The 23,170-nt window shown below is 52.2% G+C and carries 23 protein-coding genes; 8 read left to right on the forward strand and 15 right to left on the reverse strand.

Annotated elements, in window-relative coordinates:
• The first annotated feature begins 57 nt into the window (after window positions 1-57).
• The 3 genes from nrdD (at window position 58) to JDW22_RS01115 (ending at window position 3,193) form a co-directional block, all read left to right on the forward strand.
• Complete coding sequence (gene nrdD / locus JDW22_RS01105) at window positions 58-1,839, forward strand: anaerobic ribonucleoside-triphosphate reductase (RefSeq protein WP_200521065.1); 1,782 nt, start codon at window positions 58-60, stop codon at window positions 1,837-1,839.
• A 342-nt stretch (window positions 1,840-2,181) separates the two neighbouring features.
• A complete protein-coding gene (locus JDW22_RS01110; RefSeq protein ID WP_200521927.1) occupies window positions 2,182-2,853 on the forward strand; it encodes a sulfite exporter TauE/SafE family protein in 672 nt (223 codons plus the stop codon).
• 187 nt (window positions 2,854-3,040) lie between these two features.
• Complete coding sequence (locus tag JDW22_RS01115) at window positions 3,041-3,193, forward strand: hypothetical protein (protein ID WP_003796168.1); 153 nt, start codon at window positions 3,041-3,043, stop codon at window positions 3,191-3,193.
• A 73-nt stretch (window positions 3,194-3,266) separates the two neighbouring features.
• On the opposite strand, the gene bfr (JDW22_RS01120) is transcribed toward JDW22_RS01115, so the two are convergent.
• A complete protein-coding gene (bfr, locus tag JDW22_RS01120) occupies window positions 3,267-3,743 on the reverse strand; it encodes a bacterioferritin (RefSeq protein WP_003796166.1) in 477 nt (158 codons plus the stop codon).
• Between the two features lie 10 nt (window positions 3,744-3,753).
• Window positions 3,754-4,218 (reverse strand): bacterioferritin, encoded by a 465-nt coding sequence (gene bfr / locus JDW22_RS01125; RefSeq protein WP_200521074.1) that lies wholly within the window; start codon window positions 4,216-4,218, stop codon window positions 3,754-3,756.
• Window positions 4,219-4,609: 391 nt separating this feature from the next.
• Here bfr (JDW22_RS01125) and dapA point away from each other — a divergent pair, with 391 nt between their 5' ends.
• Together dapA and bamC are read left to right on the forward strand one after the other, a co-directional pair.
• On the forward strand, window positions 4,610-5,485 hold the full coding sequence (gene dapA / locus JDW22_RS01130) for a 4-hydroxy-tetrahydrodipicolinate synthase (protein WP_200521076.1): 876 nt from the start codon (window positions 4,610-4,612) through the stop codon (window positions 5,483-5,485).
• A gap of 18 nt (window positions 5,486-5,503) precedes the next feature.
• Complete coding sequence (gene bamC, locus JDW22_RS01135) at window positions 5,504-6,643, forward strand: outer membrane protein assembly factor BamC (RefSeq protein ID WP_200521078.1); 1,140 nt, start codon at window positions 5,504-5,506, stop codon at window positions 6,641-6,643.
• A gap of 117 nt (window positions 6,644-6,760) precedes the next feature.
• Here bamC and JDW22_RS01140 read toward each other — a convergent pair whose 3' ends face one another.
• From JDW22_RS01140 to def, 9 genes are all read right to left on the reverse strand, one after another.
• Window positions 6,761-8,050 carry a sigma-54-dependent transcriptional regulator gene (locus JDW22_RS01140; protein ID WP_200521080.1) on the reverse strand — a complete coding sequence of 430 codons (1,290 nt, stop codon included), beginning with the start codon at window positions 8,048-8,050 and terminating at the stop codon, window positions 6,761-6,763.
• Window positions 8,047-10,173 (reverse strand): sensor histidine kinase, encoded by a 2,127-nt coding sequence (locus JDW22_RS01145; RefSeq protein ID WP_200521082.1) that lies wholly within the window; start codon window positions 10,171-10,173, stop codon window positions 8,047-8,049. The genes JDW22_RS01140 and JDW22_RS01145 overlap by 4 nt, the downstream gene beginning before the upstream one ends.
• 165 nt (window positions 10,174-10,338) lie before the next feature.
• Entirely contained in the window at window positions 10,339-10,887 is a 549-nt protein-coding gene (locus tag JDW22_RS01150; RefSeq protein ID WP_200521928.1) for a DUF4390 domain-containing protein, read from the reverse strand.
• Window positions 10,888-11,059: 172 nt separating this feature from the next.
• Complete coding sequence (rsmB, locus tag JDW22_RS01155; protein ID WP_200521083.1) at window positions 11,060-12,316, reverse strand: 16S rRNA (cytosine(967)-C(5))-methyltransferase RsmB; 1,257 nt, start codon at window positions 12,314-12,316, stop codon at window positions 11,060-11,062.
• 96 nt (window positions 12,317-12,412) lie between these two features.
• A complete protein-coding gene (fmt, locus tag JDW22_RS01160; protein WP_200521085.1) occupies window positions 12,413-13,342 on the reverse strand; it encodes a methionyl-tRNA formyltransferase in 930 nt (309 codons plus the stop codon).
• 140 nt (window positions 13,343-13,482) lie between these two features.
• Entirely contained in the window at window positions 13,483-14,091 is a 609-nt protein-coding gene (locus JDW22_RS01165) for a hypothetical protein (RefSeq protein WP_200521087.1), read from the reverse strand.
• A 20-nt stretch (window positions 14,092-14,111) separates the two neighbouring features.
• Complete coding sequence (locus tag JDW22_RS01170; RefSeq protein WP_200521089.1) at window positions 14,112-14,534, reverse strand: hypothetical protein; 423 nt, start codon at window positions 14,532-14,534, stop codon at window positions 14,112-14,114.
• A 25-nt stretch (window positions 14,535-14,559) separates the two neighbouring features.
• Complete coding sequence (locus tag JDW22_RS01175) at window positions 14,560-14,787, reverse strand: hypothetical protein (RefSeq protein WP_200521091.1); 228 nt, start codon at window positions 14,785-14,787, stop codon at window positions 14,560-14,562.
• Between the two features lie 15 nt (window positions 14,788-14,802).
• Window positions 14,803-15,306 (reverse strand): peptide deformylase, encoded by a 504-nt coding sequence (gene def, locus JDW22_RS01180; RefSeq protein ID WP_003796144.1) that lies wholly within the window; start codon window positions 15,304-15,306, stop codon window positions 14,803-14,805.
• A gap of 171 nt (window positions 15,307-15,477) precedes the next feature.
• On the opposite strand from def, the gene JDW22_RS01185 reads away from it, so the two are divergent.
• The 3 genes from JDW22_RS01185 to JDW22_RS01195 all read left to right on the forward strand — a co-directional run bounded on the left by JDW22_RS01185 (window position 15,478) and on the right by JDW22_RS01195 (window position 18,488).
• A complete protein-coding gene (locus JDW22_RS01185; RefSeq protein ID WP_200521092.1) occupies window positions 15,478-16,698 on the forward strand; it encodes a LysM peptidoglycan-binding domain-containing protein in 1,221 nt (406 codons plus the stop codon).
• Between the two features lie 72 nt (window positions 16,699-16,770).
• Window positions 16,771-17,175: an HIT family protein gene (locus tag JDW22_RS01190; protein ID WP_200521100.1), complete on the forward strand. Its 405-nt coding sequence runs from the start codon at window positions 16,771-16,773 to the stop codon at window positions 17,173-17,175.
• Window positions 17,176-17,282: 107 nt separating this feature from the next.
• Window positions 17,283-18,488: an LD-carboxypeptidase gene (locus JDW22_RS01195; RefSeq protein ID WP_200521108.1), complete on the forward strand. Its 1,206-nt coding sequence runs from the start codon at window positions 17,283-17,285 to the stop codon at window positions 18,486-18,488.
• An 81-nt stretch (window positions 18,489-18,569) separates the two neighbouring features.
• On the opposite strand, the gene JDW22_RS01200 is transcribed toward JDW22_RS01195, so the two are convergent.
• The 4 genes from JDW22_RS01200 to ilvB all read right to left on the reverse strand — a co-directional run bounded on the left by JDW22_RS01200 (window position 18,570) and on the right by ilvB (window position 23,119).
• On the reverse strand, window positions 18,570-18,860 hold the full coding sequence (locus JDW22_RS01200) for a hypothetical protein (protein ID WP_235964659.1): 291 nt from the start codon (window positions 18,858-18,860) through the stop codon (window positions 18,570-18,572).
• A 203-nt stretch (window positions 18,861-19,063) separates the two neighbouring features.
• Complete coding sequence (locus JDW22_RS01205; protein ID WP_235964660.1) at window positions 19,064-20,404, reverse strand: mechanosensitive ion channel family protein; 1,341 nt, start codon at window positions 20,402-20,404, stop codon at window positions 19,064-19,066.
• Window positions 20,405-20,892: 488 nt separating this feature from the next.
• Entirely contained in the window at window positions 20,893-21,384 is a 492-nt protein-coding gene (gene ilvN, locus JDW22_RS01210) for an acetolactate synthase small subunit (protein WP_003796130.1), read from the reverse strand.
• Window positions 21,385-21,397: 13 nt separating this feature from the next.
• Entirely contained in the window at window positions 21,398-23,119 is a 1,722-nt protein-coding gene (ilvB, locus tag JDW22_RS01215; RefSeq protein WP_200521125.1) for a biosynthetic-type acetolactate synthase large subunit, read from the reverse strand.
• Window positions 23,120-23,170: the final 51 nt, after the last annotated feature.

A 23,170-nucleotide genomic window follows, 5' to 3' on the forward strand; every position in this document is an offset into this window, starting at 1 on the left:
AGGCTGCCTGAAACGTGCTGCGGTGTTTTTTCAACCACTCACACATTGGAGAACATCATGCTTCGGCTGCATCCCGAACAAATCCAATCCAAACTCAGCTTTATCCAACACTATATGGCGGCGCACAACGCGGCAGACGGCTCAACCATGGATGCCAACGCCAACGTTACCCATAAAAACATCGCCACGCTGGAAAGCGAGTTGCTTAAAGACGTTTTCGTGCAAATTAACCGCGCCCAAGTGTCGCGCAAAATTGGCGAATTATTTGGCGACGATTTGGCGCGCGAATATGTGCGCCAAATTGAAGCGCATGAAATTTATGTGCACGATGAAACCAGCCTGAAACCCTATTGCGTGTCGGTAACCATGTATCCGTTTTTGCGCGATGGTCTCACCAAATTGGGCGGCGAATCGCGCGCGCCGCAGCATTTGGCCTCGTTTTGCGGCTCGTTTATCAACTTTGTGTTTGCCATCAGCGCCCAGTTTGCCGGCGCGGTGGCAACGGTGGAATTTTTGACTTATTTTGATTATTTCGCACGCAAGGATTTTGGCGCGGATTATTTGACCACCCACCGCAGCGAGATTGAAAACGCCTTGCAGCAAGTGGTGTACAGCATCAATCAGCCCGCCGCCGCGCGGGGCTACCAAAGCGTGTTTTGGAATATTTCGCTGTATGACCGCTATTATTTTGACGCGATGTTTGGCGATTTTGTGTTCCCCGATTTCACCAAACCCGTGTGGGCGAGCGTGTCGCGCTTGCAAAAATTTTTCCTAAATTGGTTCAACCAAGAGCGCAACAAAGCGGTGCTCACCTTCCCCGTGGTAACGGCGGCGATGCTCACCGAGCAGGGCAAATGCAAGGATGATGAGTTTGCCAATATGCTTGCGCATGAATTAAGCCAGGGCAATTCATTTTTTGTGTACCAATCCGACAACCCCGATTCGCTGGCATCTTGCTGCCGACTGCGCAACCAAATTGAAGACCGCACCTTTTCCTATTCGCTGGGCGCGGGTGGCGTGGCAACGGGGTCAATTAACGTGATTACCATCAACATGAATCGCTTGGTGCAAGATGGGCGCGATTTGGCGGTTGAAGTGGACAAAATCCACCGCTATCAATATGCCTACCGCAAGCTGATGGAAGAATACCAAGCGGCGGGCTTGTTGCCTGTTTACGATGCGGGCTTTATCTCGCTGGATAAGCAATTTTTAACCATCGGCATCAACGGCATGGTGGAAGCCGCCGAAAGCCAAGGCATTCAGGCTGCCTATACGCCCGAATATGTAGATTTTGTGCAATCGCGGCTCAAAATTATCTTTGAAGCCAACAAAGCCGCCAACGCCAAATACGGCGTGAAATTCAACACCGAATTTGTGCCCGCCGAAAACTTGGGCGTGAAAAACGCCAAATGGGATAAGGCAGACGGCTATTTTGTGCCGCGCGATTGCTATAACTCTTATTTCTATGTGGTGGAAGACGATAAAACCAACGCGCTGGATAAATTCCTGCTGCATGGGCGCGAGTTGATAGACTGGCTAGACGGCGGCTCGGCATTGCATTTGAATTTAGACGAAGCCCTGCCGCAATCAGGCTTTCGTGCCTTGCTAGACATCGCCGCCAAAACAGGCTGCAATTATTTCTGCACCAATGTGAAAATCACCATTTGCAACCAATGCGAACACATAGACAAGCGCACGCTCAGCGCGTGCAGCGCGTGCGGCTCGCCCGATATTGACTACGGCACGCGCGTGATTGGCTACTTGAAGCGCGTGTCCGCGTTCAGCCACGGGCGGCGCAAAGAACATGCCCTGCGGCATTACCACCGCGAAGCGGCTTGACCTTATTCCGCGCATTTAATCGGCAGCCTGAAAACGGGATGGGCTTCATCAACCGTTTTCAGGTTGCCTTACTTGGTATAGCAAGTAGGGTATGTGGCTCTGCCACGCACCGTTTAAGCCCTGCCAAGCGTTGCGTGAACCAGTTCTCACACCCTACGAACCTAATTTCCAGCCTAATAAACGGTGTTGGAAAACATCGCGTTGTTTACACTTTTTCAGGCTGCCTATTGCCTACACCCAAGGCGGTTGGCAATCCATCCAACCGCCTTTTTTGCATCCGAAAGGCAGCCTGAAAACCACAAAACCAGTAAAATCCCACCCTTTTCACGCACACGCCATCCCATGCCCTCTGTAACCCTGTTCACCCTGTTTCTACTCGGCTTTTTCGGCGGCACGCATTGCATCGCCATGTGCGGCGGCTTGTCCACCGCCTTCGCCTTGCAACTGCCGCCGCACATTAAACGCCATTGGCTCATCATCCTGCTCAACCTCGGCAGGCTCACCAGCTACACCCTAATCGGCACGTTGATGGGCGCGCTTTCGCAGCTCGGCAGCACGCTCGCCCACACCCACACCCTGCAACTTATCCTCGCCGCCCTCGCCAATCTGCTCCTGCTGTTCACAGGGCTGTATCTCGCCAACATCCTGGCATGGGCAGCCAAAATAGAACACATCGGGCGACCCATCTGGCAACGGCTCAACCCGCTATTAAACAAACTGCTGCCCATCCAAAGCCTGCCCGCCTGCTTCGGCGCGGGGATGCTGTGGGGCTGGCTGCCCTGCGGCTTGGTGTACAACGCCTCGCTTTACGCGTTGGGCAGTAGCTCCGCGCTGTGGGGCGGCTTGTATTTACTCGCATTTGGGCTGGGCACGCTGCCTAATCTCATCGCCGCAGGGCTGTTCGCCAGCCAACTGCGCGCGCTGTTGCAAAAGAAAGGGCTGCGGCTGATGGCAGGCTTGCTGGTGAGCGCGTGGGCGGTTATCCAGCTTGCCCGTGTGATGACACAATTTTAGGCAGCCTGAAAACGAGTAAAGCGCGGTTTAGCAGGGCTAAAACAATAAAGCCTATTAAGCCGTTTCAGGCTGCCTCAATTAAGCACACTAAAAGGCAGCCTGAAAGCTAATAGAGGGGCGATGACTCGTTGCCAAATAGCGCAGCGGATAGAACGGCAACACGTTGGCAAATAACCGCAAGCCACCCATGCCTATTAAATACATTTTCAGGCTGCCTATTGCACAACCGCAAAGGCAGCCTGAAAAGCAAAAAACCAGCAAACACGTTTGCTTCATTGAAATACGCTTTACCCATTTTCAGGCTGCCTCACACAGCCGCAATAGGCAGCCTGAAAAATAAAAACCACCCGCTAAACTAAGCAGGTGGTTTTTCTTGTGTACTCGACTTACCAGAGTTTTGGTAGTGGTTTGTTTTAATCGTCCTCTTGCGCCCCGAGTTGCAGATAGTTTTCAATGCCCATGCTGGCAATCAACTCCTGCTGAGTTTCCAACCAATCAATGCGTTCCTCGTTTTCAAACTTCTGTTCTTCCAACAAATCACGCGAAACATAATCCTGATGCGCCTCGCAAACCGCAATCGCCGCCATCAGCGCATCATGTTTTTCATATTCTTTTTTCAAATCGCAATCAATAATTTCCGCAGGCGATTCCCCAATCAGCAATTTGCCCAGCTCTTGCAAATTGGGCAAGCCTTCGAGCAGCAACACGCGCTCGATAATCGCATCCGCCGATTTCATCTCTTTAATCGAGCGTTTATAGAAATTGCAGCCCAATTCCTCTAAACCCCAATTTTTTAAAATGCGCGCGTGCAGAAAATATTGGTTAATGGTAACCAGCAGCAAGCCCAAATTCTTGTTCAGCTGTTGGATAACTTGACGGTCTCCTTGCATCGCCCAATCCTTACACTTGGCTTTGCAAGTAATTTTGCTCGCCCATCATCGTAATCAAGCGAAGCTGTTGTTCCAACCAATGCGCGTGGTCTTCTTCCGTGTCTTTCAGCTGACCCACCATCAATTCGCGCGTAACATAATCTTGTTTTTCTTCGCACAATTTCACGCCTTGTTTCAACGCCGCGCGAACATGCATTTCCGTTGCCAAATCCGCTTCCAAGCATTCTTTCACCGTTGTGCCGATGTTCAAGCCCTCGGGAATCATTTTAGGCGTGCCGCCCAGCATCAAAATGCGGCGGATGAAATCTTCCGCGTGTTGCGTTTCCTCTTCCATTTCATGGTTCAAACGCTCAAACAATTTGGTGTAGCCCCATTCGGCATACATGCGGGAATGAATAAAATATTGGTCGCGGGCAGCCAGTTCGCCGGCCAGCAACTCGTTCATATAAGCCAAAACTTCTTTATCGCCTTGCATATTTATTTTCCTTGTAATGTGAATGTTAAAAAACGAGAGAGACATCACGTCTCAACGCGGAGCGCATTGTAGCAATGTTTCAGTAAAAATCAAATTTCATATTAAAATACAAACAATTATCAACAATGCCCTGCCTATGGATTTAAGATGATAAGCATTTTTATCCCGCAAAATTCATAGCAACATCAAATAACTAATTTGAAAATGATTGCCGATTGTTATTAACCCTCCATTTTTGCCTGCTGAATATTTACGTTTATTTACAAAAACAGCTTTCAGGCTGCCTGAATATGTGTTTTAATTTTGCGCAGGCTTGGAAATAGGCTAAAATTATGCGCCGTTGCACACGTTGCAACGTTTTTCAATTTTTCACGAATAAAAGGTGAATATTATGCTAACAGGAAGCATTGTTGCACTCATTACCCCCATGCACGCCGATGGCAGCGTGAACTACGAACAACTGCAAGCATTGGTTGAATGGCACATCGCCAATGGCACCGATGCCATCGTTGCCGTGGGCACAACAGGCGAATCCGCCACCCTTTCCGTTGATGAGCATTTGAAAGTGGTTGAAACCGTAATCAAAACCGCCAACAAGCGCATTCCTGTGGTTGCAGGCGCAGGCGCAAACAACACCCGCGAAGCAATTGTGCTTGCCCAAGCAGCCGAAAAACTGGGCGCAGACTACACGCTGTCTGTTGTCCCTTACTACAACAAACCTTCGCAAGAAGGCATGTATCAACACTTCAAAACCATTGCCGAAGCCGCTGCCATTCCCATGATTGTTTATAACGTGCCAGGACGCACCGTGGTGGATATGTGCAACGACACCATTATCCGCTTGGCTCAAATCCCCAACATCGTGGGCGTAAAAGAAGCCAGCGGCAACATTGGGCGCGTGGTTTCTTTGATTAACAACGTACCCGAAGGTTTTGCCGTTTATTCGGGCGACGACCCCACAGGCATGGCGAATATGCTGTGCGGCGGCAAAGGCGTGATTAACGTGGCAGGCAACGTTGCGCCTAAATTGTTCTCGCAAATGTGCCATAGCGCATTGGATGGCAATATTGCCCAAGCCCGCGAGCTTAATAAACGACTTGTGCCTTTGTATGACGTGATGTTCTGTGAGCCTAGCCCCGCTTCGCCCAAATGGGCAGCATCGCAACTGGGTGTGTGCGCGGAACACGTGCGCTTGCCTATCTTGCCATTAAGCCCTGCCGCGCAAGAGAAAGTTCGTGCTGCTTTAAAAGCAACCAACTTGATTTGATTTTTTTGGAAGGTGTACATGAACCACATCAAACCCCTTGTCTTAGCCTTAACCGCTATCAGTCTCGCTGCCTGTTCAGGCAGCAAAAAAGAAAATCCGAAGCTGGATTACCAATCGGCAAACAATAAAATCGTGAGTTTGGAAGTCCCTCCCGATTTGAACGACCCGCGCAACGGCGATTTATACAGCTTGCCCAGAGGCACAACCGCCAGCCCCGATGCGATGAAAGAAACCAAATCGCAAGGCAGAAAAAAAGTCTTGAATCAAGTGAAAGACGCATATATTGAACGCCAAGGTAACCAACGCTGGTTGGTGGTGAAAAACAAATCGGCAGCCGAAATGTGGCCTTTGCTGCGCGCATTCTGGCAAGAAGCAGGCTTCACCATTTATTCCGAAGAGCCACAAGCGGGCTTGATGGAAACCGAATGGGCAGAAAACCGTGCCAAATTGCCGAATCAAGGCTTGCGTAAATTGTTTGACAAAGTGGGCATGGGCGGCGTGTATACCACCAGCGAACGGGATAAATTCTTGATTCGCATGGAGCGCAACAGCCACACGGGCGATTTGGATATTTTCTTTACCCACAAAGGCTTGGAAGAAGTCTTTGACAGCAAAAAAGAAGAAAGCACCATTTGGCAGCCCCGCGCCAACGACCCTAATTTGGAAGCAGCGTTTTTGTCGCGCTTCATGCAGTATTTAGGCGTGGATGAAGCGGTTGCCACACAACAAACGGCGGTTCGCGCAGACCAAGCGCAAGGCACGGAATTTGCCAAGTTGGAACAAGATAGCGTGATTGTATATGGCGCGGCAGAGCGCAATGTAAACCGTATTGCGGCGGCGCTTGACCGCGTGGGTTTGACGGTGCAGCAGTTTGTGAGCGAGCGGGGCATGTTTATCGTGCGTCCTGCGCCAACGCAAAGCGAAGAGCTGGCGCAAGCGGCGGCAGATAATCGCAAAGCCGGTTTGTTAAGCCGCTGGTTCAAAGGTAAGAAAGACAAACAGCCTGTTGCCGCATCTAATCAGCCCGTGCAGTTGCTGGTGGGCTTGGTGCAAGAGCCGAATGGGCAGCGTGTTGTGCTGCTGGACCAAACGGGTAAACCGTTGAACGATGCGCGTGCCAATAAATGGATACGCGATTTGTATAACGAGTTGAAGTAAACAATAGAAGGCAGCTTTTCAGGCTGCCTTTTATATTGAGGCAGCCTGAAAACAGAGGCAGCCTGAAAAAGCAAAACCCGCATCCAATCCAATGATGCGGGTTTATGATTATGCGGCTTAGTCGTTGCTGCTTTCTTTTTCGCCATTATTCGCCGTGCGGCGGGAGAATGTGATGCCAAGCTGTTTGAGCTTGCGGTATAAGTGGGTGCGTTCTAAGCCCACTTTTTGCGCGACGCGGCTCATGTTGTGGTTTTCTTGGCGGATGTGAAATTCAAAATAGCGCCGTTCCAACTCTTCGCGCAGTTCGCGCAGGGGAAGGTTGAAATTGAATGCGCTGCGAATGTCGGCAAAAATCTCTTCGGTGTTGAATTGATTGAGCAGGCGGGAAACAGCAACATCGCTGATTTCGTTTTGTTCGCAGTTCAACACCAAGCTGTTTACCACGTTTTTCAATTGTTCAAAATTACCCGGCCAATCATATTGGCGCAGGCGGTTCATCGCGCTTGCGGCAAATTTGACGGGGCGGTTGGGAGCAATTTCGTTGAGTAGTTTGTTGACGATAAAAGGGATATCTTCGGAATGCTGCCGCAAAGCAGGAATGTTGATGATGGCGCTGGACAAAACGCTCATCAGGCGGGTGTCGCTTTGGGAATTATCCAAAAGCTCGTTAAGCGGGCGCGAGCTGGTAAACACGATGCGGGTGTTGTGTTTGTCGGCTTTGCTGGTGAGAAAGGCGATGCCTTGGCGGATGTTTTTGCTGGATTGCGAAATATCGCCCAAATAAAGCACGCCGTTGGTAGCTTTGTTGAGCAATTCGCTGGGGATGTCGATGATTTGCTCGGGGCGTGTGGGTTGCACCCATGGGGTGTTTTCTTTGTGGAAAAAGCGGGCGATGATTTCAAAGGGCGAGCCTGTTTCGCCAATGAGCAGCACGGCGTTGTTATGCGTTTGCGCTTGTTTGATTTGCTGATTGAAGTTTTGAATTACGGCGCTGTTACCCAAGCCTTCGATAACGGCGCTTTTGTTGTCTGCGGTTTCGCTTTGTTTGAGCGCGCGTTCAACGGTTTGCAAAAGTTTTTGCAAGGGGATGGGCTTTTCTAAGAAATCCAGCGCGCCGATTTTGGTGGCTTCTACGGCGGTATCGATGCTGCCGTGTCCGCTCATCATAATCACGGGCATGGTGAGCTGTCCGTTTTTCGCCCATTCTTTGAGCAGGGTAATACCGTCGCTATCGGGCATCCAAATATCCAGCAGCACAAGGGCGGGGCGGTTTTTGTTTCGCATGGCACGCGCTTCGCCGGCGTTGGCAGCCAACGAAACGGTGTAGCCTTCATCTTCAAGAGTTTCCTGCAATACTTCGCGAATTCCAATTTCGTCATCGACGATCAAGATGTCTGTACTTCTCATGAGTTTTCTGCTTCTGTTGTTGTTATCTTAGGTAGTGTGATGCTGATGTTGGCACCCGACGGTATTTGGTTGGCGATGCTGATGTGCCCGCCGTGTTCTTCTATGATTTTCTTGACTACGGGCAAGCCCAGCCCCGTGCCTGCGGGTTTGTCGGTAACATAGGGTTCAAAGGCGTTTTGCAGCATCTGCGGGGTGAAACTTTTGCCGTTGTTGGTTACGGTGAGACTGATGGTGGTCTCGTGCACCAGTATTTGTATGTGCGTTTCAGGCTGCGGGTCGCTTTCGGCTGCTTCGGCGGCGTTTTTGAACAGGTTGTGCAACACTTGGCGCATGGCGGTGGTGTCGGCTTTTATCCACGCGGGTTTGGGGCTGAAATCGGCGATGAATTGGCAGGGGATGCTTTCGTAGAGCACTAAAACTTCGGAAACCAGGGCGTTGAGATTGGTTTCGGTGAGTTTTAGCCTTGGAGCGCGGGCGTAGTTGCGAAAGGCTTCTACCATTTCTTTGAGCGCGGCGACTTGTTTGATGATGGTATCGGTGGATTTGGTGAGAATCTGCGCGTCTTTTGTATCCAGTTTGTCTTGCAATTTCCATGCCAACCGTTCGGCGGAGAGCTGGATGGGGGTGAGGGGGTTGCGGATTTCGTGGGCAAGGCGTTTGGCGACTTCGCCCCATGCGGCTTCTTTTTGGGCGCGGACGAGTTCGGTGATGTTGTCGAACACGAGCACGAGACCTTTGCCGTTTTCGGCGGGCAGGCGGATGGCTTTGCCCAGCAGGATGCGGCTGCTGTCTTGGGCGGTGTAGGAAAGCTCAACGGGGTCGGGGCTGTGTTCGCTGGCAATCAGGGCGTTGATTAGGTTAGCGGCGGCGTGGTGCTGGGGGCTTAAATCTTGCCATGCGCTGCTTGGTTCGCCGATGAGTTGGGCGAGGTTGATGTCCAGCATGTTTTCGGCGCTGGCGTTGTAGGTTTTCAGGCTGCCGGAGTAGCCGAGGGTAATCACGCCTGCGCTCAGGCTGCTTAACACGCGTTCTAAATAATGGCGGGCGGCTTCTTGTTCTTTGCGGTGGCGTTCGTTGGCGTATTGGGCGTTGGCAAGCTGTTGGGTCATGTAGTTGAACATGCCGGCGAGCTTGCCCAGCTCGTCTTGGCTGTTTACGGGGATGCGGCGGCTGAAATCGTTGTGGGCAACGGAGCGCGCGCCGTCCGCCAGAGCGAGGATGGGTTCTACAAAGCGGTGGGCGAAATAAAGGGCGGCGGCAAGCGATAAGAGGATGGCGAGCAAGGCGGCGATGAGCAGGGTGGCGAGAAAGAAGGTTTGCAGGCCTTTTTGGGCGAAGACGAGTTCGGCGTATTTGGCGCGGGCGGATTCGATGAGCTCGGCATCTTTAGCGACGCTTTCGGGAATCGGCTGCCTGAAAAAGAAGATGTATTGCTGACTGACGTATTTTGGCAGCATTATCCAGCCGCTAGCATATAACGTGCCATTTACGTTTTCAATGCTGCGGATGATTTGCTGCTGTTGCAGGGATTTGAGGATGGCGGGGTCAAAATCGGGAGCGGGGAGTTTTTGCGGATTACGCTCGGCGATGAGTTTGTGGCCGTTTAGCTGCCAGATGGCGAGGTGGCTGAACTCGCGGGCTAATTGGGTTTGGAAGGCTTCGTTGGGGGCTTTGTTTTGAACGAGCGCGGTGGCGAGGTTGGCGCGGATGCGTTGGGCGGCTTGAACGCTGTTGCCGGCGGCGTTGTCTAACGCGGTTTGGCTGAGTTTCAGGCTGCGTTCCAGTGCTTCTTTGGTGTCATTGCCGAACCATGAGTTGATGCTGTGGGCGATGAATTGGGCGGCGACGCCGAGCAGGAACAGCGCGGGCAGGGCGGCGACGATGGCAAACATGCCCGATAGGCGGCGGGCGATTTGCGAGCCGAAAACGTGGTTGCGTTTGTCGCGGGCGATGTGCCAGATGTAGCGCAGGGTTACGAGGAGCATGGCGACGGCGAGCGCGCCGGTGAAGCCGGCGATGGTCCAGAAATAGGGGGCGTAGGGGCTGTTGCTGTCGGTGGATTGGGTGAGGGCGTAGAGGGCGATGAAGGAGAGGATGCCGCAGAGGATGAGGAATTTTTGCATGGTGGGGATGGAAGTGGTGTTAGCTTCGCTGAAATTCGTTTTGCTTGTTTTCAGGCTGCCTTTGGGGGCGGGGGGATGGGTAGAGGCAGCCTGAAAATAGTGAATGGGGATTATTGGGCATTGGGCAACGAGCCGTCGCCGCTCCGTTTATGGTTTTCAGGCTGCCTATTGCTTAATGGTCAAATCGTGCCAGCCTGAATCCAAATCCCAATCGCGCGAGTTGATGGCGTTGATTTGGAAGGGTTTGGGCAGCTTGGTGGTGGTAAGGTTGAGCCGGATTTGGGCTTTGACTTCGCTAACGGGGGTGTCGGACAGCGCGCCTTCGTTGAGCACCGGCCAGTTGGCAATCGCGCCGATAGCTTTGAGTGCGGTGGCTAGGCTGTTGTATTCGGTGGAGAATGTGCCCACAGCAACGCGGTAGCGGTTGGTGAGCGGGTGGAAGCTGAGGCGGTAGTTTACGCTGTTGGCGGTGTTGATGAGCTGGTTGATTTTGAAGCGGTAGGAGGCGAGGGTGGGGCGTTCCAGGCGGTAGGACAGGGAGAAATCCAGCGGCACGCCTTGTTGCAGGGCGTTTTGCAGTTGCTCGGGCAGCTCGGTTTTGAAGCGGGTGCTGATGGCGAGCTGTCCGTTGCTTTGGATTTTGGCTTCAAGGCGGGTGGGGGCGACGGTTTCGGCGCGGGCGGCGGGGGCGGTGAGCAGGGCGGCGGTAAGCATGAGCGCGCCAAGGCAGCCTGAAAACGGGGTGGCGCGGTTTTCAGGCTGCCTTGGGGCGGGTGCGGATGGGGTTTGGGCTTCGCCGAAACTTGCTAGGTTCGTTTTAACTTCGTTGAAGCTTGCAGCTTTCAGGCTGCCGTTGTTTGCAGGTTGAGGCAGCCTGAAAACGCGGTTAATGTTTTTCAATAAGTGCGTAATAAAAGCCATCTTGTTTTTCGCTTGGGATGAGAGTTTGTTCAGTGTGCAAACGGGCATCGGCGTGGCGGTTGAGGAAGCGGTGGCATTGTTGTTGGTTTTCTTCTTCAAACACGGAGCAGGTTGCCAAGAGCATGCGCCCGCCTGATTTGAGGGTGCTCCACAGCGCGTCCAGCAGGGGTTCTTGCTGGCGGGCGGTTTTGTAGGCATCGCCGGGGCGGCGCAGCCATTTGATGTCGGGATTGCGCTTGATGGTGCCTGATGCGGTGCAGGGGATGTCTGCCAAGATTGCGTCAAACGGTTCGCCATTATACCAATCGCTTAAATTTTGGGCATCGGCGCAATGTAGGGCAGCCTGAAAATGCAAGCGGGCGAGATTGTCTTGCACGCGTTGCAGGCGTTGGGGGGCGATGTCTAGCGCGGTTACATCGCAATCGGCCAGTTCCAAAATATGCCCTGTTTTGCCACCTGGGGCGGCGCAAGCGTCCAAAATGCGCTCGCCGTTTTGCGGATTAAGCAGATAGGCGGCTTGCTGTGCGCCAAAATCTTGCACCGATGCCCAGCCTTCGGCAAAGCGCGGCAATTGGGCAACGGGCACGGCTTGGGCAAGGCGGATGGCGTAATCATCCAAAATTTTGCCGTTTAGTCCCGCTTCGTGCAGCAGGGCGAGATATTGCTCGGCATTGGCGTGGCGACGGTTTACGCGCAATGTGAGCGGCGGATGGGCTAGGAAAGCGGTGGCGATGTTGTGCCAATGTTTGGGGTGTTGATTTTGCAGAGTTTTTTGTAGCCAAATGGGCAGATTGTGTTTAGCAACATCGTCATAGCGACAGGCTTTGTTCAGCCCTTCTTTTTCGCGCAAAAAGCGGCGTAGGATGGCGTTGGCAAACGAGCGGTATTGCCCATGCCCGATTTGCGCGATGTGGTTCACGGCTTCGTTGACCACGGCGTGCGGCGCGTTTTGCGTGTGGTTCAGCTGATAAAGCGCAACGAGCAGGTAGCTTTGCAGCGCTTCGTTGTCGATGGGTTTGTTGAGCATTTTGCCGAGCATGAATTTCAGGCTGCCTAAATGGCGTTGGCAGCCGTAGGCGATGTCTTGCAGCATGCCTTTGTCTTGCGCGGTGAGCTCGGGCGTTTGCGCGATGATGTAGGCAAGCTCGTCGGATAGGTTTTTGCCCGAGGCAACGGCGGCGAGCGTTTGCGCGGCGAGGGTTTGGACTTGGGAGAGCGACATGGGGTTCCTTTGGGGGATGGGTTTCAGGCTGCGTGAAAAAGGGAATATAGCGGCAGCAGGGCGAGTTAAGTGAGGCTTTGTGCTGATTGGCGATGCTTATTCAAACGCCTTGCCCGCCGCCAACTCGCGCCCCGCCAAAAACGCCGCCGCCGTCATGCGTTTGCTGCCTGCGGGCTGCAATTCGGTAATCCGCAATGCGCCTGCGCCACAAGCGATGATGATGCCCGCCGCGTCTGCGCTCAACACCGTGCCTGCTGCGCCGCTGCCTGCCATCGCTTCCGCCACCCAGATTTTCATCGGCTTGCCTTGCCATTGCGTCCACGCGGCGGGCACGGGGTTAAACGCGCGGATTTTGCGCGACACGGTTGCCGCGTCTTCCTGCCAGTTGATTTGCGCTTCGTCTTTGCTCAATTTTTGCGCGTAGGTGATGCCGTTTTCAGGCTGCGGTGTGGCGTTTAGGCAGCCTGAAAGCTGCAATTGCTGCAAATCCGCCACGATGGCTGCTGCGCCAAGCTGCATCAGTTTGTCGTGCACTTCGTTGGCGGTGTCGCTGGGCAAAATCGGGCAACGGTGTTCGCTGACCACCGCGCCTGTGTCCAGCCCTGCGTCCATTTGCATGATGCATACGCCTGTTTCCGCGTCGCCCGCTTCAATCGCGCGTTGAATCGGAGCCGCGCCGCGCCAACGGGGCAGCAGTGAAGCGTGGATGTTCAGGCAGCCGTGTTTGGGCGCGTCCAACACTTCCTGCGGCAAAATCAAGCCGTAAGCGGCAACCACCATAATGTCGGCATCCATTTCGCGCAGCAGGGCAAGAGCTTCGGCGTTGCCGCGCAGTTTTTCAGGCTGCTCAACGCGCAAGCCGAGTGCCTGCGCGGCTTGTTTAACGGGCGACGCTTGCAACTGCATACCGCGTCCTTTCGGGCGATCGGGTTGAGTTAAAACGAGCGGGATGTCAAAGCCTGCGGCGGCGATGGCGTTAAGCGCGGCGGCGGCAAAATCGGGTGTGCCTGCGAAGATGATTTTCATGGGGTGTCCTTTGTGTGTGGTTTTCAGGCTGCCTTTGGAGTATTGAATATTAGGCAGCCTGAAAATGGGTTAAACGGTTGGGATGGTGTAATGAATAAGGCAGCCTGAAAAGGCTGTTGTGATGGGTGGGCATAACCATTTCAGTTGGTTTGGGTGTTTTCAGGCTGCCCTAATCCCCAATGCAGCAGCAAATGGCGGTACATCAAAATGCTTGTCAATAATGTCAATAAGCCAATATTGATGCCCTGCGCCATTTGGTTATCTCGTGTAAACGCCGTATAAAAGGCAAGGATAGAAATGCTCAAAGGCACAAGACCTGTTATCAACCAAAACAATTTTCTGCCCGCCGACCAGTTTTCAGGCTGCCCTGTGGCATTGGGCAACTGTGCGACAAGGCGGTTAAATTGCCGCGCAAAGTAAAGATTGGGCAGCGTTATCAATGTCAATCCAATCGTGAACAGCAGCCAGTTAAAGCCGTTATCATTGGATTCTGAAAACAGCAGGCAGCTGATTGCCGCAAACAGATAAAACGGCGCGGCAGGCTCGTTAGCACGTAGCAATTTGTCGTAAAAAGGCTTCTGGTTTTTTAAACAATCCACCAAGTCAAAAATCGCATGATTGCAAAGCAAGGGGAAAGGAAGCAAACAATATAAAGCAAAGCCATTTTGCTTCAACAGCGTAAACAGCAAAACCGCCAATACTGCATACGAATAGTACAAATACATTTGTTGCAAACGCGCAATCGTCATCCTATTTCTCCCTAAACGTTTCAGGCTGCCTCAAACCCCAAGTGCAGCAGCAAATAGCGATAGATAAAAATCCCCAGCAGCAAGGTAAAAAAGCCCACTTTTAGCCATATTACCGAATGGTCGTGGAGAGTAAACGCGCTATAAAAAGAGAACGCCGCCATGCCCAAGGGCACAAGCCCGTGCAGCAACCAAAGCAGCTTTTTGCCCGCAGACCATTTTTCAGGCTGCCTTATCGCGGCGAGCGATTGCGCGATAAAGCGGTTTACTTGCAGTTCATGCGCGATAAAGCGGTTTACTTGCAGCTCAAAATAAAGGCTGGGCAGCAAAATTAGCCCCGCCCAAATTGCAAACAGCAGCCAGTTAAAGCGGTTGGGGTTGGTGAGCAATTCCGAAAACAGCAGATAAGCCAACACAATCAAGCCATACAATAGCCCAGCGGGCATGGTGGCATCCATTGGGCTGGCGTAATCAGCATAGCGGTTTTTTGCAAGCCACACCAAGCGTTTCATGACCGCATTGCAGGTCAGCAAAATAAAACTTAAAAGCAAAAATAAAGCAAATTGATACTGCCGCCACGCGGTAAACAGCAAAACCGCAAACACCGCATACGAATAATACAAATAAACCCGCTGCAAACGCGCCATTGTCATCCCGTTCTCCTAAAACGTTTTCAGGCTGCCTCACATTATCCATCATAAGGCAGCCTGAAAATCACATCGTCTCGCGCTGGCGTTTTTTCATTTTGGTTTTGATGCGGTTTTGTTTCAGCGGCGACAAATATTCCACAAACAATTTGCCGTTTAAGTGGTCAAGCTCGTGCTGCACGCAAATCGCCAGCAAACCATCCGCATCCAGCGTTTGCTTGTTGCCCTGAATATCCAAAAATTCCACTGTAATCGTTTCCGCGCGGGTAACTTCCTCATAAATCCCCGGCACAGACAAACAGCCTTCTTCGTAAGTGGTTTCGCCGTCTTTTTTCGTAATCACAGGGTTAATCAGCGCAAGCAGTTGGTTTTTCTCTTCCGACAAATCAATCACCACCACGCGCTCGTGCACATCCACCTGCGTTGCCGCCAAGCCGATGCCTTTGGACGCATACATGGTTTCCGCCATATCCTGCACCAGCGTGCGGATGCGCTCGTCCACCTGCGCCACAGGCTGCGCCACAATGTGTAAACGCTCGTTAGGGTGTGTTAAAATAGGTAACAAAGCCATAAAATAAATATCCTCAAATTGTGTGATTTTTCAAAAACTGTGGCATAGATGCCAATTTGCTTAACGCATTTTAGTATAATGCTAGCCTAAACAATTTAAAATGCACTATCATTGCAATTGTTCGTTAAATAATGTAATCCAACTCATCCAAAGCTAACAGGGGATTCCCAAATGCAAAAAACAATTATAACGCTGCTTTGCGCAGCAGGTATGATGATTTCAACCACCGCCGCAACGGCTGAAAACTTGCGTATCAGAAAAAACGCCCCCGCGCGTTACACCGTAAAACACGGCGACACACTATGGGACATTTCAGGCAAATACCTGTACCGCCCTTGGAAATGGCCGACATTATGGGGCATGAACCGCAAGCAAATCAAAAACCCCAATCTGATTTATCCGGGTCAAACTTTGGTGCTCACTTATGTGAACGGCAAACCCCGTTTGAGCGTGGCGCGCGGTAGCCAAAGCAACATCCCGACTTATAAACTGAATCCCCAAGTGCGCGATTTGGGTTCGGGCTATGCCATCCCAACGATTAACGTGAATTTCTATCACATGTTCATGAAAACGCCGCAATTCATGACCTCAGAACAATTGGCGCACGCCGCGCGCATCGTTGCCGGCCCTGATAACCGCATGTATTACTCTGGCGGCGACCGCATCTATGCGGACGGCATTGCAGAATCGGGTACATATCTCGTGTTCCGTCCAAACGGTCCCATCGTTGACCCGCGCAGCAAAGCGAACTTGGGCATCTTGGTTGAGTATGTAGGCGAAGCCTCCACTTTGGTTACGCCAAACAGCCGCCTGTCATACCGCACTGCGGAAGAAGAAGCGAATTTGGCCCGCGATGAATACTATTCAAACACCAAAAACGGTTTGCTGGTTGGCAAAAAAGTCGCAACGCGCACCGCGCAGCCTATGATTATTGACGGTGCATTGTCTGAAATCCACCAAGGCGACTACCTGATTAAAAAATCGCCCGCATTAACCGAGTTCCACTATGTGCCACACGAGCCTGCAACGCGCGTTGATGCAGACATCATTTCCATCATGGAAGGCGTGGAAGAAAGCGGCACCATGCAAACGCTGATTTTGAACAAAGGCGAAGCCGACGGCTTGGATAACGGCACGGTGTTGAGCATTTACCGCCGCGGCCAAGTGGTGAAATCCGATTGGAGAAGCCCGAACGAAAAAGCGACGCACTTTGTGAACACGCCAAATGAAGAAATCGGCTTGGCAATGGTGTACCGCACAGGCGCACACGTTTCTTCCGCCATCATTTTGGAAAGCATTAAAAACGTGAACCGTGGCGATTTGCTGTCCACCCCAGGTCAAGACTTGGATACTTTTGACAGTAAGCCCGCTGCGCGCCCTGCTGCCAAATAATTAGCGTGATAACTTTTCAGGCTGCCTTTCAACATTGAGGCAGCCTGAAAACATTTGATGGAGACGATGAACATGGATTGCCCAATTTGCGCCGCGCAAAACGAAGAAATTTTGCTGCAAACGCCCAATCTGCGCGTGATTGCCGTGCACAACGAAGCCAATGCCCCCGCTTTTTGCCGCGTGATTTGGCAGCATCATGTTGCCGAGATGACCGATTTGCAACCCGCCGAGCGCGCCGAATTGATGGACGTGGTTTACAAGGTGGAAGCGGCGATGCGCCAAGTATTGCAGCCTGAAAAAATCAATTTGGCGAGTTTTGGCAATGTGGTGCCGCATTTGCATTGGCATGTGATTGCGCGGTTTCAAGACGATGCGTGTTTCCCCGCGCCGATTTGGGCTGCGGCAACGCGCGAAGCCACTTTCAGGCTGCCTGAAAACTGGCCAAGCCAAGTAAAACGTATGCTAAATGCAGCCTGAAAATGCGGTATGGCGGATTGGCTTGCAATGAGTATGGCCTGCCGATTTGGGCGTATTTTTGTTCATCCACTATAATACGCGGGTTTGTTCACCCATAAGGAAATCCCATGTGCCTCACCTTATCGCGCCGCCATCTTTTGCAAAGCTCGTTAATCGCCGCAGGCAGCGGCGTATTGGCGGCATGCGGCAGTAGCAACAAGCCGCAGCCCAACACCCCAACGCCCGGGCCTGCCATCCAACCCCAAAACACGCCCGCCCCCGCACCACGCACCCAAGGCGACAACACCATGCGAATTTTTGCCTCATCAGGCTTTTGTGAAGACCCTGCCCGCATCCAATTGGGCTTAGACCGCCTTGCCCAAGCAGGCTTCTCCATCACCAACCACGCCGCCGCTTACCGCCGTTTCCAACGTTTTGCGGGCAGCGATTTTGAGCGCATTGCCGATTTCCAAGACGTGGCGATAGGGCGTGCAGCCACGCCCAAGGTGTTCATGGGCACGCGGGGCGGCTACGGCGCGGCGCGTTTATTGCCGCATATCGATTGGGGCAACTTGGGCGCGAGAATGCGCGAACAGCAAACCTTGTTGTTCGGATTCAGCGATGTAACCGCCATTCAACTGGCGCTGCTTGCGCAAAGCGGCATGCCCAGCTTTGCCGGACCGATGCTGTACAGCGAATTTGCCAAACCGCAGCCCAATTTTTACACCATGGACAGCTTTATCCGCACCACTACTTCCGCCAGCACCACCGTTGCCGTGTCAGCGTATCAAACTTCGCGCGTGAAAGATGCGGACGGCATCTTGTGGGGCGGCAATTTGAGCGTGCTGGCATCGCTGGCGGGGTCGCCGTATATGCCCAAGATTCAAGGCGGCATTTTGTTTATCGAAGACGTTGCCGAGCAGCCCTACCGCATTGAGCGGATGCTGCAAACGCTACATTTGGCGGGCATTTTGAAAAGCCAGCAAGCGATTGTGTTGGGCGATTTCCGCATGGGCAACATCCGCGATGTTTACGACAGCAGCTACGATTTGACCAACGTATCGCAAGTGATTGCCCGCGCAACAGGCGTGCCCGTTTACACCGGCTTCCCGTTCGGGCACGTTGCCAACAAAACCACCTTCCCGCTCGGCGCGCGCGCGCAGCTTCGCGGCAACAGCGCAGGCGGCTACCAAATCACATTCAGCGATTATCCAACGCTCAATGCCGCAGCATTGAACTTAAAAGCAGGCTTGCTGCCACCGCCAGAAATCGTTGCCAGCGCGCCTGCGATGCCATCAGCCAATGGCGAAAACGCCGCCGATGCTGAATTTTGATTTTCAGGCTGCCTCATCCTAATCAACAGGCAAGCAAAAGCCCCAACCATTTTGGCTGGGGCTTTTGGTATCGGGTTAGGGTTATTTGCAGTTGATGCCCATCATTTTAGGCGGGTTGCCATCGGAAACAGGCACGCGGCAAGTTGTGCCATTGCTGCCTGCCACCACCAACACGCGCTTGCCGCCATCGTTGCTTTCGCTGATTGTGAGCGGCTCTTTTGCGCCCATGCCGTTGGCGGCGGAAGCCATGCTGTTGATAAAGCCTGCATCTTTTACGCTGGATGAGTTGGAGGCGATGGTGGGGTCTTTTGCCATTGCCAATGGGCTGGCAACGAGTAACGCAATCGTGCTGGTAAGAATCAGTTTTTTCATGATGTATGTCCCTTTCGGTAGAGTTGTTCGCACAATGTACAGCAAATTGAGCATTTTAGGTAATTTTTTACATCGCCATACATTTGCTTGATGCGAAGAGGCAGCCTGAAATGCGGTTTGGCGTGGTAAAAATGGATGCTAAATGTAAGTTTTACGGTTTCACAGAAGCGTGTAAACCCGTTTTAGCTCCGCTGAACTGCGTTTCAGGCTGCCTCATTATTTTCAGGCTGCCTTTTGTCGTTATCGTTGTTCAAAATGCGCACTTCACGTTGCGGGAACGGCAATTCAATGCCTTCTTCGTTAAACCGCTGCCAAATGGTGAGCAAAATGTCGGAGAACAAGCCGCCAAAGCCGTTTTCGGGGTCGTTCACCCAAAAGCCGACGCGCAGATTGATGCCGTTGTCGCCAAATCCCAACAGCAGGGCGGAGGGCGGCGGATTGGTGCCAACCCGTTTTTGCTCGGCGGCGGCTTCGCGCAAGATGTTCATCGCCAACGTTAAATCGGTGGCGTAGGCAACTTGGATGTCCAACGATTGATACAGGGCGCGCGCGGTGTAGGATTCGTTAATCACGGTGTTGGTAACAAAGGTTTCGTTGGGAATCAGGGCTTCTGCGCCATTTGCATTGCGCAGCACCACAAAGCGCGAAGTGAGTTGGGTTACATAGCCTGTAAAGCCGTTTACGGTGAGGCGGTCGTTGATGCGGATGGAGCGGTCTGCCAAGATGATAAAGCCCGACACATAATTGCTGGCGATTTTTTGCAAACCAAAGCCCAGCCCCACGCCCAGTGCGCCGCCAAACACGGACAACACGGTTAAATCTATGCCCACCAAAGGCAGCGCAATCAGCACAGATAGTATCATCAGCAGCGATTTCATCACTTTGGACAACACAATCCGCAGGTTCATATCCAGCCGCGCGCTTTCCATCAAACGCGCGTTGAGCCAGCGGTAAAACCACATGGTGCCCACCATCATCACGCCCACCCACAGCAAGCCGCTTAAAATGGTGTACACGTTGAGCTTGCTTGCGCCGATGGGAATTTGCAGCGATTTGAGCCAATCGATAATCCAATCGTCGATGCCCGACAGCCACAAAATGAAACAGCCCCAAAGCCCTGTGGAAGCCGCGCGTTCAATCGCATCCGAGCGTGTGCTTTTGGGGAACGCGCCGTTAATCAGCGCCAGCACCAGCCGAATTGCCATCATCCAGTTTGCCGCCAGCAGCAAAAGTTTCAACCACACCGCGTGAAAGCCCGCCGCTTCCCATGCCACTTGCGCAATAAGCGCCACCACCAGCAGCAACACGGGAAACAACACGCGCCGCAACACATGGCGAATCATGCGAAAACGAATCGCCTTGATTTTGGACGACTGCGCCCATTTTTCCGACAGGCGATAGGCGACAAACACCAAAGCCAGCATAATCGCCAGCTCCACCCAGCCCATAGGCTGCCTGAAACTGCGTTCCAACAGGTTGGCGGTGAAGGCTTTGCGGGCAAAGAGATTAACGATGAATTCTTGCCAAGAAAAAGATGCGGACATGGGGATTCCTGTTTGCAAAATGGAGGCGGATTTTAACATTGGGGCGACAAACTTTGCCCACATATTTTGTGGATAACTGTGTGGAAAATATGTGGCTGCCATCAAATTTTGTTGCAATATCATGGTATGGCTTTTGCTGCTTATTTTTTGTGCAAAATGGGGCGGATGGGATTGCGCTTGACTTTGTTACTATTTGAAAATAAAAGAGAAATTATAATTTTCCGTGTAAGTTGTTGATATTATTTGCATGGCGAATGGATGGCAATATCGGGGTTTTCAGGCTGCCTTTGCGTGGTGTAACGGCTGGTTGCGCCAGACGTGGATAGATTGGGCAGCCTGAAAAAGCAAAGAGGGTTGCAAAGCTGGGTTTAAGCATTTTCAGGCTGCCTCAACAGGCTGAGGCAGCCTGAAAATCGGTTTGCATTTCATCAAACAAAAACCGCCGTTAGCGCAAAGCATAACGGCGGTTTCATTTTGCCGGGTTAAACTCAGATTTTCAAAATACGCTCGCCGCGACCAATTCCGGCCGCGCCTGTCCGCACGGTTTCCAAAATGGAATTTTGCGGCAGATTGACCAGCAGGCTGTCCAACTTATCGCGCGCACCCGTTACTTCGATGGTGTAAGTTTTATCGGTCAAGTCAATGATTTGACCGCGATAAATAGTTACCAAGCGCAATACTTCATCGCGCTCTTTGCCCGTGGCGCGCACTTTCACCAGCATCAATTCGCGCTCGTTGTGTTGCCCTTCGTTCAAATCCACCACTTTCACCACTTCAACCAACTTATTGAGTTGCTTGGTAATTTGTTCGATTACGCTATCGCTGCCATGCGTAACAATCGTCATGCGCGAAAGCGTGGGGTCTTCGGTGGGCGCAGCCGACAACGAATCGATGTTGTAGTTCCGTGCCGAGAACAAGCCCACCACGCGGCTTAGTGCGCCAGATTCGTTTTCCAGCAAAACAGACAAGATATGTCGCATTTTTGTTCCTTTCTTATGCCTTAGTTGAACGCATGTGTTGCGGCAAGACCATTTCGTCCAAACCTTTGCCCGCGCCCACCATGGGGAACACGTTTTGTTTGCGGTCAGTTATAAAGTCCATGAATACAAAGCGGTTTTTCAGGGCTAACGCTTCGCGCAACGCGCCTTCCACATCGGATGCTTTTTCAATCCGCATGCCCACATGGCCATAGGCCTGCACCAGTTTCACGAAATCGGGCTGGCATTCCAAATTGGTTTCCGATTCGCGTTCGTCGTAGAACAATTCTTGCCATTGGCGCACCATGCCCAAATAGCCGTTGTTCAAACACACGGTTTTAATCGGCAGATTGTATTGCGCGCAGGTGCCCAGTTCTTGAATGTTCATTTGGATGGAGCCTTCGCCTGTAATGCAGAACACGTCTTTATCAGGGTTGGCAAGGTGCGCGCCCATCGCGTAGGGCAAGCCCACGCCCATTGTGCCTGCGCCGCCCGAATTGAGCCATTGGCGCGGGCGTTGGAACGGATAATACAGCGCGGCAAACATTTGATGCTGTCCTACGTCAGACGTAATGATGGCATCGTTGTTGGTTACTTTTGCCAAAGTTTGCACCACATATTGCGGCAGGATTAAATCGGTTTCAGGCAGCCTTAAACATTCTTGCGCGCGCCATTCTTCAATTGTTTTCCACCATTTTTCCAAATGATTGGCGTTGATGGATTCGTTTTGCACACGCCATAAGTTGAGCATCTCGGTTAAAACGTTTTTCACATCGCCCACAATCGGCACATCGGCTTTAACGCGTTTGGAAATGCTGGATGGGTCAATATCAATATGGATGATTTTTTTCGGCGCTTCGGCAAATTTTGCAGGCGAACCGACTACGCGGTCATCAAAACGCGCGCCCACCGCCAAAACCACATCGGCATTTTGCATGGCTAAGTTGGCTTCATAAGTGCCGTGCATGCCGAGCATGCCCAAAAACTGGCGGTCATCAGAAGGATATGCGCCCAAGCCCATCAGCGTGCCTGTGCAAGGTACGCCTGTCGTGCGGATGAAATCGGTTAATTCTTTTGAGGCGTTGCCCAAAACCGCGCCGCCGCCAAAGTAAACCAAAGGACGTTTGGCGGCAGACAAAAGCTGCACCGCTTTTTTAATTTGCCCAACATGGCCTTGCACAACGGGTTGATAAGAGCGGATGGGCAAGTCTTCTTGCGGATAGCTGTATTTTGCCGTGGCTTGGGTAACATCTTTGGCAACGTCAATCACCACGGGGCCTGGGCGACCTGATTTAGCAATTTGGAATGCTTTTTTAATGGTTACAGCCAGGTCTTCAATATTGGTAACCAAGAAATTATGTTTTACGCATGGGCGAGAAATACCAATCATATCAATTTCTTGGAACGCATCTGTGCCGATTGCGCCTGATGGCACTTGCCCGGAAATCACCACCAGCGGAATCGAATCGCTGTAAGCGGTGGCGATGCCTGTTATCGCGTTGGTTGCGCCCGGTCCTGATGTAACCAAGGCAACGCCCACTTTGCCGCTGGAACGAGAATAAGCGTCTGCGGCATGCACGGCTGCCTGCTCGTGTCGCGTTAAAATGTGTTTGAATTTTTTGAGCTGATAAATGGCATCGTAGATTTCCAACACTGCGCCGCCGGGATAACCGAAAACATACTCAACATTTTCTGCGTGAAGACTTTGCACGATAATTTGTGCGCCTGATATTTGCATGACAACCTCATTTGTTCTGCGTAACTTTGATTGCAAATGGATAATTTTGCC

Origin of the sequence: Kingella bonacorsii (assembly GCF_016623605.1) — a bacterium.
GTDB classification, from domain to species: domain Bacteria; phylum Pseudomonadota; class Gammaproteobacteria; order Burkholderiales; family Neisseriaceae; genus Kingella_B; species Kingella_B oralis.